This is a genomic window from Kitasatospora griseola (assembly GCF_014648555.1).
GTDB lineage: Bacteria > Actinomycetota > Actinomycetes > Streptomycetales > Streptomycetaceae > Kitasatospora > Kitasatospora griseola.
Genome location: NZ_BMRI01000012.1, coordinates 196066 through 207384, shown reverse-complemented (window position 1 = coordinate 207384; position 11319 = coordinate 196066). Strand labels below are relative to the sequence as shown.

Annotated in this window: 10 protein-coding genes and 1 pseudogene; 3 read left to right on the top strand and 8 right to left on the bottom strand. The window is 73.1% G+C overall.

Translation table 11 applies throughout. From position 1 onward, the window contains the following. The coding region (locus IEZ12_RS18070) for a beta-ketoacyl synthase N-terminal-like domain-containing protein (protein ID WP_189272909.1) at nt 1-1378 on the bottom strand (1378 nt) is incomplete at its 3' end. A gap of 834 nt (nt 1379-2212) precedes the next feature. On the opposite strand from IEZ12_RS18070, the gene IEZ12_RS18065 reads away from it, so the two are divergent. Further along, nucleotides 2213-3382, top strand: a complete 1170-nt coding sequence (locus IEZ12_RS18065) for a cytochrome P450 family protein (RefSeq protein ID WP_189272908.1) — start codon at nt 2213-2215, stop codon at nt 3380-3382. A gap of 96 nt (nt 3383-3478) precedes the next feature. Here the strand turns inward: IEZ12_RS18065 and IEZ12_RS38605 are convergent. From IEZ12_RS38605 to rpe, 6 genes and pseudogenes are all read right to left on the bottom strand, one after another. Next, a pseudogene (locus IEZ12_RS38605) lies at nt 3479-3643 on the bottom strand (pirin family protein); the annotation flags it as partial. Nucleotides 3644-3795: 152 nt separating this feature from the next. Continuing rightward, nucleotides 3796-4698: a nuclease gene (locus tag IEZ12_RS18060; RefSeq protein WP_189272907.1), complete on the bottom strand. Its 903-nt coding sequence runs from the start codon at nt 4696-4698 to the stop codon at nt 3796-3798. Between the two features lie 13 nt (nt 4699-4711). Beyond that, nucleotides 4712-4858 carry a GMC oxidoreductase gene (locus IEZ12_RS18055; protein ID WP_189272906.1) on the bottom strand — a complete coding sequence of 49 codons (147 nt, stop codon included), beginning with the start codon at nt 4856-4858 and terminating at the stop codon, nt 4712-4714. A 746-nt stretch (nt 4859-5604) separates the two neighbouring features. Further along, nucleotides 5605-6564, bottom strand: a complete 960-nt coding sequence (locus IEZ12_RS18050) for a pirin family protein (protein WP_189272905.1) — start codon at nt 6562-6564, stop codon at nt 5605-5607. A gap of 65 nt (nt 6565-6629) precedes the next feature. After that, nucleotides 6630-7520 carry an alpha/beta hydrolase gene (locus IEZ12_RS18045; protein ID WP_189272904.1) on the bottom strand — a complete coding sequence of 297 codons (891 nt, stop codon included), beginning with the start codon at nt 7518-7520 and terminating at the stop codon, nt 6630-6632. A 290-nt stretch (nt 7521-7810) separates the two neighbouring features. Further along, nucleotides 7811-8494 carry a ribulose-phosphate 3-epimerase gene (rpe, locus tag IEZ12_RS18040; RefSeq protein ID WP_043908460.1) on the bottom strand — a complete coding sequence of 228 codons (684 nt, stop codon included), beginning with the start codon at nt 8492-8494 and terminating at the stop codon, nt 7811-7813. 302 nt (nt 8495-8796) lie between these two features. Between rpe and IEZ12_RS18035 the strand changes: the two genes are divergently transcribed. Both IEZ12_RS18035 and IEZ12_RS18030 read left to right on the top strand, forming a co-directional pair. After that, nucleotides 8797-9651, top strand: a complete 855-nt coding sequence (locus tag IEZ12_RS18035; RefSeq protein ID WP_189272903.1) for an SCO6745 family protein — start codon at nt 8797-8799, stop codon at nt 9649-9651. Nucleotides 9652-9885: 234 nt separating this feature from the next. Beyond that, the gene (locus tag IEZ12_RS18030) at nt 9886-10740 is read left to right on the top strand and encodes an SCO6745 family protein (RefSeq protein ID WP_189272902.1); all 855 of its coding nucleotides are present in this window, start codon (nt 9886-9888) and stop codon (nt 10738-10740) included. Between the two features lie 89 nt (nt 10741-10829). On the opposite strand, the gene IEZ12_RS18025 is transcribed toward IEZ12_RS18030, so the two are convergent. Next, on the bottom strand, nt 10830-11319 hold a 490-nt coding region (locus tag IEZ12_RS18025; RefSeq protein WP_229847642.1), incomplete at its 5' end, for a C39 family peptidase.

Here is an 11319-nt window from a genome sequence, read left to right as displayed (position 1 = left end):
GCACGTGCTCGTGCAGGCGCGCGATCTGCGCCCGCAGCGCCTGCTTGGTCCGCGCCGTGACGATCCACGGCGCCGGCCGGGCCTCGGGGGCGGGCCGCCGGGCCGGCGCGGCCGCGTCGGGCGCCTGCTCGACGATCACATGCGCGTTGGTGCCGCCCATGCCGAACGACGACACGCCGGCGAGCAGGGGCGCGTCCGGCCGCGGCCACGGGGTCAGCGCGGTCTGGACCCGCAGCGCCAGCGCGTCGAGCGGGATGCCGGGGTTGGGGGTCTCGTAGTTCAGGCTCGGCGGCAGTGCGCGGTGGTGCACGCTGAGGACGGTCTTGAGCAGACCGACGATGCCCGCGGCGCCTTCCAGGTGGCCGACGTTGGTCTTGGCGGAGCCGACCCGCAGGGCGCTGTCGGCGTCGCCGGACTCGGCCGGGTCGCGGTAGGCCGCCGCGAGGGCGGCGGCCTCGACGGGGTCGCCGACGGCGGTGCCGGTGCCGTGCAGCTCCACGTACTGCACGTCCGCGGGACGCACGCCGGCCCGGGCCAGGGCTTCGCGGATGACCTGTTCCTGGGCCTGCCCGCTGGGCACGGTCAGGCTCTGCGTGGCGCCGTCGTTGTTGACCGCGCTGCCCCGGATGACGCCGTAGACACGGTCCCCGTCGGCCACGGCCCGGTCCAGCGGCTTCAGGACCAGGAAGGCGCCGCCCTCACCGCGGACGAAGCCGTTGGCCCGGGCGTCGAACGTGAAGCAGCGGTCGTCCGGGGACAGGCCGCCGAACTCCTCCACCCCTTCCTCGCGGGCGGCGGTCAGGTTGAGGTTCACGCCGCCGGCCAGGGCGAGCGCCGACTCGCCGCGGCGCAGGCTCTCGACCGCCAGATGCACCGCGACCAGCGCCGACGACTGGGCCGTGTCGACCGTCATGCTCGGTCCGCGCACCCCGAGGAAGTGCGAGACGCGGTTGGCGATGACGCCCCGGCTGGTGCCGGTCAGCGTGTGCGGCGTGATGTGGCCGGGGTAGGTCAGGGACGTGTAGTCCTCCCACATCGAGCCGACGAACACCCCCGTCGGGCCGCCCGTCAGCGTGCCCGGCACGATCCGGGCGTCCTCCAGGGCCTCCCAGGCGAGTTCGAGCATGAGCCGCTGCTGCGGGTCCATGCCGGCGGCCTCGCGGGGCGAGATGCCGAAGAACGCCGCGTCGAAGCCGTCCACCCGGTCCAGGTAGCCGCCGCGCCGTGCGCCCTGCCTGCCCTCGGGCGGCGCGGTGATCGCGTCGGTCCCGTCGCACAGCAGTCGCCAGAACGCCGCCGGGTCCGGGGCTTTCGGCAGCCTGCCCGCGATGCCGATGACAGCGACACGATCGGCGTCCGAGTCCAAGGGGAAGCGCATCACATCGACACCTCGTGAGCCGGAGGGATGGAGAAAGGCGGGGTGTTCCCGTAGCAGTCCCGATGCCGCGGCTCCGGCCGCGCACGAGGCCGGATCATCGAGCGCACGGGCAGTCGGCGACCCGGTGGTGTTCGAACCCGGACCCGACCGCGCTTCGAGCGTCTGGATCAGTGGAGCGGACCTCGAAAGTGACAGCGCTGCGACGCTCTTCGAGGAAAAAGCACTGGTGAGCTGAGCGCTGGGCGCAGCGGCCGGGGCGATGATCGTCCGGCTGCGCAGATGAGCATGGCAGCAACGTCACACCATCGCCATAGGTCGATCACAGGCTGTCTCAAACGGAGCACATCACACCGTCATATGCCTGCGAAGCAGCGGGCGCTGTGGCGGAATCCGTCCCGTGCGCCCCATGAAACGCGTCGTTCCTCACAGGCCACCCGTCGCAAATCCGCCAATGGACCTTCCGGCCCGGTCGCGCAAGTGCGTCCGCGCCCTGCGCCGCCACGACCGGGCCGGGTTCACCGGAACCCGTCGACGCCGCCGGTGACAACGCCCTAGACTCCCGTCCGCACTCGCGCAGAAGAACGTCCTCGACCATCGTCCGGCCGCCCGGGAACACCTCCGCACGGCGCTCACCACCCGGTTCGGGCGAACCGACCACCGGCGCCGCCGACAGCACCGGCCGAACCGTTCGACCACCACCGACTTCGAGACGATCGCGAACCGCCACCGCCCGGCGGCACACCAACCAGCTGTCACCGATCCGCGCATCGGTCCCGGCCGTTCGCGCCCGGCGCCCGGTGGCCGGGCCCGGTGACACCCAGTCAGGAGGCAGCGATGCAAGCCACGTTCCCCTTCACCACACCGCACCACCTCGACAACGAGCCCGAGGCCGAGGCCCTGCTCGCGCAGGCCCCGGTCGTCCGCGCCACGATCGGTCCGGCGAACGTCTGGCTCGCCCTCTCCTACCAGGCGGTGCGCCAGGTACTGAGCGACAGCCGGTTCAGCCGGGAGGCGGCCACACTTCCGGGCAGCCCGCTGAAACTGTCCGTCGCCACCGACCCGCTCCTGATCACCAGCCTGGACGGCGAGCGCCACGCCCGCCTGCGCAAGCTGATGTCGCAGGCGTTCAGCCCCCGCATGGTCGACCAGCTCGAACCTCGCGTGCAGTCCGTCGTGGACTCCCTGCTCGACTCCCTCGATCCCACCGCGGACCTGGTGGCGGGCCTCTGCGCACCACTCCCCCTGATGGTCATCTGCGAGCTGCTCGGCGTGCCCTACTCCGAGGCGGAGGCCATCCGCAGGTGGACCAGGCGACTGTTCGTCACGAACATCACTCCGGACGAACTGCAGGCCGCGCAGGGCGAGATGCAGGCCTGGCTCGCCGACCTGGTCCGCCAGAAGCGGGCGCAGCCGGACGACGGGCTGATCTCGGCGATGGTCGCCGCCAACGACGAGGGCGACCACCTCACCGAACCCGAGCTGCTGGCCAACCTCGAAGGCCTGCTGATCGCCGGCCACGAGACGACCGTCAACCAGCTGGGCAACTCCTTCCTGACCCTGCTGCGCCACCCGGACCAGCTCGCGCTGCTGCGCTCGTCACCGGACCTGATCGCACCGGCGGTCGACGAACTGCTGCGCTACAGCAGGCTCTTCACCTCGGCCGAGGTCCGGGTCACCACCGAGCCCGTCGAACTGGAAGGCGTCGAAATCGGCGCGGGCGAACCGGTCCTGCCGGTCATCGTCGCCGCCAACCACGACCCCGCCGTGTACCCCGACCCCGGCCGCTTCGACATCACCCGCGAAGGCCCGGCCGCGCACCTCGCCTTCGGCCACGGGCCGCACTTCTGCCTCGGCGCGATACTGGCCCGCCGCGAGATGCGGTTGGCGATCGGCTCCGTGGTGAAGCGCTACCCGAACCTGCGCCTCGCCGTCGACGAATCCGAGCTCACCTACGTACCCGAACTCGTCTTCCGCGGCCTCCAGTCACTGCCCGTCACTTTGTGACACCCCCCTCCCCAGCCCGCCGGGACCCCCGATCCCCCCGCACCCGACCACCAACGGATCAGGGGCCCGGCCACGACACCCTCCCACCACCGCAGCTCAGCGCGCCCGACCACGCGGCTTCAACGGCGTACCGGGCAACGCCGGAGCTCTCAGCCTGGCCCCGTCGTAGCCGCGCACCTCACCGAAGCGTGAACCCTGCTCCCAGTCGCTCCGCGCCGGCGCGGTCTCCTCGCCGGACCGGCCGATGAAGCTCCACCACACACCACGGAACCCGGTCAACCAGGCCGGCGGGTGCGGGCGGCGGCTGGTGCGGCGGCCTGCGAGCCCGCGCCGTGCCCCTACCGTCGCCACGGAGGCGGTCGGCGCGTCCGCGGGCCGGGGTGGCTCGCGGACGCGCCGGGTGTTTGCTGGTGCTACTTCTCGGCGAAGATGAGGTCCTCGATCGGGCGGGTCATGCGGAGGGTGCCGTCGGTCACTTGGACCACGTGCTGGAGGCCGAAGATCCTCTTCTTGCGGTCCTCGGGGAGGGTGTACTCGTCGGCGCTGCCCGCCAGGAAGGCGGGTACGCCGCCCAGGTCCGGGCCGAAGACGCGGACGTAGTCGACGAGGTGGCGGAAGAGCTTGGGCAGCATGACCAGGTCGTCGGTGAGCGATTCGAGGTTCTCGATCTTCGCGCCGCTGGTGGTCTTGTCGTTCAGCCAGACGCTGTCGGGGGCCTTGTCCTTCCGGGCCTGCTGCGCGGTGGCGGTCATGTCCGTCCGCAGGTCGGGGGGAAGGTTCTTGTAGAAGGTCGGGTAGGCCAGCCCGAGGGAGAGCAGGTGGTGGTTGGCGGTGGCGCGCAGCATGTCGACCGTGACGTTGAGGTGGGTGCCGCTGCGCGCGGGATCCGGGTCGGTGTCGATCTTGGGCGCGTCGCCCCGGCCGACCAGTGCGATGCAGCGGTTGTAGACGTCGGCGCCGCTGGTGAGGATGTAGCCCGGCACGGCCCCGGGCTTCGAGGAGCGGACTCGCTCCTCCTCCTTGTCGTCGCGCACGACCTCGGTGAAGCCCAGCCACGTCAGCAGTTCGTTCCGGGCGGCGTGCGCACCGAGCCCGAGCGGCTGGTGCACGAAGTCACCGACGCCCGGGTAGTGGGTTTCGAGGGCGTCGATCCCGTCCAGCCGGATCGAGACCCCGCCGTACTCGTTCCGCTTGACCTTGTGCATGCCGGGGACGTCGCACCAGAACGCCGCGTCGTCCGGGTAGAAGCGAACGGTGTCGCCGTCGGGGGAGTCACCGGTGATCCGGTAGGTGCCGGTGATGAGCAGCATGGACATGTGTACCTCCCGGTCACAGGGTGTTGGCGAGGGCGTCCGCGGTGCGGAGGGTCAGGGTGGCAAGGGTGAGGGTGGGGTTGGCGGTCCCGGCCGTCGGGAAGGCGGAGGAGCCGGCGACCCAGACGCCCGGGTGGTCGTGGGACCGGTCGGCGGCGTCCACACCGAGGTGCTCTTGTCGGTGCCCCTGCGCATGGTGCCCATGAGGTGGCCGGCGCCGAGGAAGCGCAGGTCGGCCTGCAGGGGCTCGACCGCGGTGGCACGGGCGGTGTCCTCCAGGTGCTGCGTCGGAGCGCGTGGCGTCCAAGGAGGCCTCGCCGGTCAGCGGCTCGGACAGCGCCAGGAAGTCGGTGGCGTCGCTCATGGCGGGCTCCCTCACGCCTCGTCGAAGGAGCCCTGGATCAGCAGCATGGTCATGATGTCCTCCGTGGATGGGGGGAAGGGCCCGTACGGCCGGTTCGACCGGGGCGGCTCGCGGGGACCCGCACGTCGGCGGCGTCACAAGGGCCATCATCACCACGGCGCGGTGCAGGCGGCTGCGCGTGTACGCCTATTCGGATGCCGACCGCCGTCCCGCCCGCCTCCTCCCCGCGCGAGCGGGGGTCTGCCGAGAACGGGTCGGATCGCCCGGGTGATGGAGCGGCGAAGCAGCCAGCCCCATGTCTGCCACCTGCGCGAACAGCTCATCCCCCTACTGGCGGTTCGTCAGATAAGCCAGCAAAAGGTCAGCACTCATCCACCCACAGCATGCAAAACCCACCCGCAGGTGGGAATCGGCAAGGTCTCCGGGACTGCTGCCGGGAGCTCTGCCGGCGACGCTCGCCGGCGTCTCGTCCAGAGCCGAAGGCGGTCGCGGGCCACCTCGCAGGGCCTGGTCGCCGCGACCGCCGAGTGCGGTATAGGTGCAGGTCAGGCGCGGTTTCCTCGCGCCTTGAGGGCGACGTTCGGAAGCTCCGGCGCGGGCAGTCGGTCGCCCAGGTAGCCCTGGACCTCGCCGAACCGAACCCCCTTCTCCCAGTCACTTCGTGCTTGCACGATCTCCTCGCCGGTCCGGCCGATGAAGTTCCACCACATGACGAGGCGTTCGTCGAAGGGCTCGCCGCCGAGGAGCAGGACGGCGGCGTCGGTGCGGGCGCGGAGGGGGAGTTCGTGGCGGCCGCAGCCGAGGTAGAGGATCGAGCCGGGTTCGAGTGGGACGCCGTCGATCTCGACCCTGCCGGACATGGACAGGGCTGCGTACTCGAAGTCCTCCTCGATCGGGAGGCGGTGGGCGGCGCCCTCGCGGAGGGTGAGGTCGGCGCCGGTGAGCGGGGTGTAGGTGGTGCCCGGGGAGGTCGCGCCGTCGAGGGTGCCGAGGATCAGGTGGGCCGTGAGGCCGTCGGCGGTGACGACGGGGAGTTCGGGGTGGTGTTCGAAGGCGGGCGCGGTGTGGCGGTGGGTGTCGGGCAGGGCCACCCAGAGTTGGGCGCCGTGCAGCAGCGGCGCGTGGTCGCGCGGGGACTCCTCGGAGTGCGAGATGGCCCGGCCGGAGGTCATCAGGCCGAGTTCGCGGGGGCGGACGGTCCGCAGGCTGCCCAGGCTGTCGCGGTGCAGGATGCTGCCCTCGTGCAGCCAGCTGACGGTCTGCAGACCCATGTGCGGATGCGGCGGCACCTGCATGCCGGGCTCGTCCGCGATGTCGTCCGGCCCGTAGTGGTCGACGAAGCACCAGGCGCCGACCATCCGCCGCCCGAGGTTCGGCAGCAGCCGCCGCACCACCGTGGACTCCCCCAGCGGCACTTGACGTCCCGTCAGCAGATCCTTGACCGGGCCGGTCGTCGCCTGCTGCCCGCAGACCGCCGGGGCGGGCTTGAGATCGAGGTTGCTCATGGCGGCCAGTATCGGCCGCCGCCCCCGCCGTCCCCCGTAGCGACAGACCGGGGTGACCCGAACGGTCAACGGGCCCCGAGCAGCGCCACCGCGTCCGGCATGACGCGCCGCCAGAACCCGCCGGTGTGCAGGCCGCGCGGGAAGTGCGTCTGGACGCCGGGCGCGCCGGAGAGCTTGCGGGCGGCCGGGCAGAACGGGTCCTCGGTGCCGCACCAGACGCCGATCCGCCCGACCCGGCCGAGTTCGCCGAGGTGCTGCAGCGGCTCGTGCTCGCGCCAGTCGGCCCGGTCGCGGTAGGCGTCGACGGTGCGGGCGTCCTCCCAGCTGCGGAACAGCGCGGGGCTGAGCAGCGCGATCGCGGACACCCCGCCCTGCCGGGCACGGGCGTACTGGAGGGCGCCCGAGCCGCCCATCGAGATGCCCATGACCCGGGTGGGCTCGGCCAGTTGGCGGGCGGCGAGCCAGCCCGGGAGTTCGGTGGTGAGCATCGCCATCGGGTCGTCGGCAACACTGCGGGCATGCCAGTAGACGTCACCGCCGTCCACCGCGACGATCCGGAACGGCGGGACGCCCGCGGCCACTGCGGCCGCCAGGAACTGCGGCACCCCGAGATCGACGAACGCCGTCGCATCGCTGCCGTGCCCGTGCAGCGCCAGGCAGACCGGCAGGTCGTGACGGTCCGCGCCGGGCGGGTCCATGACGACGAGCTGAACATCGCGGCCGCGGGCCCGGGAGTGCTCGGTCCCGGTCCGCACCGCCCCGGCCGCGAAGCCGGGCACCGTACCGTCCCGACCGGTCATCCCGAACGCCCGTCGAAGTCGCGCACCCCCGGGCAGCACGTCCTCGACCATCGCCCCACCGACCGCCCCCGCACCGACCACGGCGACAGCCAGCGCCCCGAGCAACCGCCGCCGCCCGAGACTCGGCACCGCCGTCTCCGGCCCCTGCTCCCCCACACCCTCGACTTCCTCCGCCACCTGCACCTCTGCCCCCACCCCTGCTCCGCTCCACCATGACCGTGCTGCCCGACGAAAGGCCGGACGCCTCACATGACGCCGCCCGACGACAGGCCGGACCCCTCACGTGACGCCGCCCGGACACGCTCCGGTTTCAACCCGGCCCCGAACGTCCGCCACCGAACGCCCACCACCGAGAGTCCGCCAGCGGGAGTCCACCCTGAACGATCGGCTGCCGACCGCCCCGCCCGCACCGCAGTTGCAGCAACCGCCCCGCCCTCGCGGCGACTTCAGTGCCGGCAACCCCACCCGGCCGCCGCCGTCGCCGTCTCGGCCTGGGCCCGCAGGGCCCGGATCGCCTCGGCCGGGTCGGCCGCGCCGTAGACCGCCGAGCCGGCGACGAAGACGTCCGCGCCGGCTTCCGCGCAGGCCTCGATGGTGGCGGGGGCGACGCCGCCGTCGACCTGGAGCCAGAGGTCGAGGCCGTGCTTGTCGATCAGCTGTCGGGTGCGGCGGATCTTGGGGAGCATGATGTCGAGGAAGGCCTGGCCGCCGAAGCCGGGTTCGACCGTCATGATGAGCAGCATGTCGAGTTCGGGGAGCAGGTCCTCGTAGGGCTCGATCGGGGTGGCGGGCTTCAGTGCCATGGAGGCCCGGGCGCCCTTGGCGCGGATCTCGCGGGCGAGGCGGACGGGCGCGGCGGCGGCCTCCACGTGGAAGGTGACCGAGCCGGCGCCGGCCTCCACGTACTGCGGGGCCCAGCGGTCGGGCTGTTCGATCATCAGGTGGCAGTCGAGCGGGGTGCTGGTGGCCCGGGCCAGGGATTCGACGATCGGCACGCCGAGCGTGAGGTTGGGGACGAAGTGGTTGTCCATCACATCGACGTGCAGCCAGTCCGCGCCGCGCACCGCCTCGGCCTCCTCGGCGAGGCGGGCGAAGTCCGCGGACAGGATGCTGGGGTTGATCTGCGCCATGACCGACTACCTTCGTGCGAGAGTGCGAGAGCGTGAGCAAGGGGTGGCGGCGCCGCAGGAACCGGGCGCCTCGTCACATCATCCCGCGCCGCGTCACCGGCTACCGCACGCCCCGGCCGCCGGGTGATCGTCATCACATCCCGGCCGGGGTTGCCCGGCCGTCGCTAAGGTCATCAGCACGTGGACGATCTCCGGCCCCCACCGGGATCACCCTCGTCCAACCAAGTTGCCGTCCGCCCGAGTTGGCCGCGAGAGCCCACCCGGCTCGCCCGGCCGGCAAGGTCTCCGTGGGAGGTCTCCCGATGTCCGCTCCCGTCCACCCGGCCCGCGCGCTGTGGCAGCTGTTCGAGCCGGTGTACGCCGTCGCCTTCCTCCAGCCCGAGAACCGGGCGGCGCTCGGGGCGCTGGGGCTGGAGGCCGACTGGCGCGGCTATGTCGCGGCCCGCGCCGCTCCGTTGGGGGCGGCGGACGCGCCGCCGGTGATCGCCGCGTTCTTCAACTTCGCGCCGCGGCGGGTGGAGCGGGCGCTGCCGGAGGTGTGGTCGCAGGCGGGCCCGGCGCAGGTGCTGGCCGCCCGGGCCGAGGGCTCGGCGGCGGCGCTGGCCCGGCTGCTGGAGTCGGTGGAGCCCGCGCGGGTCGAGTCGGCGACGGCCGCGCTGGAGGAGGCGGTGGCACGACTGGACTGCGCCGGCCGGGTGCTGGCGGCCGCCAATGCCGCGCTGCCCCGGCCCGCGGACGTCCACGGGCGGCTGTGGAACGCCGCGAACCTGCTGCGCGAGCACCGCGGGGACGGCCACGTGGCCGCGCTGGTCGCGGCCGGGCTGGACGGCTGCGAGGCGCCGGTGCTGCACTGCACGCTGGTCGCCGACCGCAAGGTGCTCCAGCCGATGCGCGGGTGGACGGACGAGGAGTGGGAGGCCGCCGCGGGACGGCTGGTCGAGCGGGGCTGGCTGACGCCGCAGGGGGCGGTCACCGAGCTCGGCCTGGTCCGGCACCGGGCCGTCGAGGCCGCCACCGACCTGGCGGCCGGCCGTGTCTGGGAGGGGTGGTCGCCCGACGAACTCGACCGCCTGACGGCCGACTTGAGGCCGATCGCGGCGATCTGCCGGGAGCTGATGCCGATCAACCCGCTCGCGATGCCGCCCGTGGAACGGTAGTCGCCCGCAGCACCCCGGCGACCACGCCGCCCGTGGAACGGTAGTCGCCCGCAGCACCCCGGCGACCCCGCCCCCCGGGAGCCCACCCGCGTCGCACGAACCGCTGATCAGGCGCCCGCCGGGGCGCCGGGATGTTCACACGGCCGCAACATCTTCCCTTCCCGCCGCCGATCCGCTCTGGCAGGCTCACGAAGCAGTGGGACCCTCAGCTCGACCCTCACCGAAAGGCATCCGATGACCCAGGTCGTCCACCCCGCACGTGCCCTGTGGTGGTTGTTCGAACCCGTTCACGCGCTCACCTACTTCTCCCCGGAGGCCCGCGCCGCGTACGAGGCGGCGGGCCTGCGCGGGTACTGGCGCGGCTACTTCGGTGGACGGTCGGCGCCGCTGGGGGCGGTGGAGGCCGCGCCGGTGGTGGCCGCGTTCTTCAACTTCGCGCCGAAGATGGTGGAGCGCGCGCTGCCGGAGATCTGGGGCCGGGCCATGCCCGAACAGGCCCTGCAGGCGCGGGTCGAGGGGGCGACCGGCGCGCTCGGGCGGGTGCTCGCGGAGGTGAAGCCGAATCTGATCGACCGTTCGGTGGAGCTGCTGGAGCGCGCCGTCGAGGGCCTGGACTGCGCGGGTCGGGTGCTGGCCGCCGCGAACGCCGCGCTGCCCGCCCAGGACGGTCGGCTGGCCCGGCTGTGGCAGGCCACCACGGTGCTGCGCGAGCACCGCGGCGACGGGCACGTGGCGGCGCTGGTCGCGGAGGGCCTGGACGGCTGCGAGGCGCTGGTGGTGCGCTGCGCGCTGGACACCCGCCGGGAGACCATGCAGCCGCACCGCGGGTGGACGGACGCCGAGTGGGACGAGGCGACGGCCCGCCTGATCGAGCGTCAGTGGCTCAACCCGGACGGGTCGCTGACCACCGAGGGCCGTCGTCGCCACGTCGCGCTGGAGGCCGCCACCGACCTGGCCGCGTCCCGGGTCTGGACGCACTTCCACCGCACCGAGCTCGACGAACTCGCCGACGCGCTCCGCCCGATCTCCACCGCGTGTCGCGCCGACCTGCCGCCCACCACGCCGATCGGCCTGCCGAACGCCTCCTGACGCCGCCTCCGGCCCGGTACGTCCCCGCCGGACCGACCGGCGGGGACCCGGGCCGACGAAACGTCAACAGCCGTCCGCCACAGCACAGTTCAACCTGTCGGAGGCGGCCCGAGCAGGATGCCACGGCCGGCGTAGAACCGGTCGAGGTCCGCCCAGGGGACGCGGGCGGCGCGCTGGGAGCCGTCGGGGAAGCCGGACGGGTTGTGGATGTACAGCGCGTCGTCGTCCGCACCGACGGCCAGCACCAGGTGTCCGCCGGGGCGGGGGACCTCGGGGGCCAGGGTCCGGATCGCGGGGTGGACGGAGATCATCGGCAGCACGCCCCGGGCGAGTTCCTCCGGCAGCCGCTCCACGGGCAGCGGGCTGACCGCCTGCGCGTCCAGGCCCCAGCGGGCCCGGACGTACGCGGCGAACGGCGAGTGGATCAGCCCGTCGAGCCGCCCGTCGGGGTGCCGGATGTACGCGCCGGCCAGCTCGCACTCCTCGGCCAGCCGGACCTGCGCCGGGGCGACGCCCCACCAGTGGTCGAGGACCATCCGCAGGCAGGCCATTCCGCACAGCCGCCACGACCAGTACTCG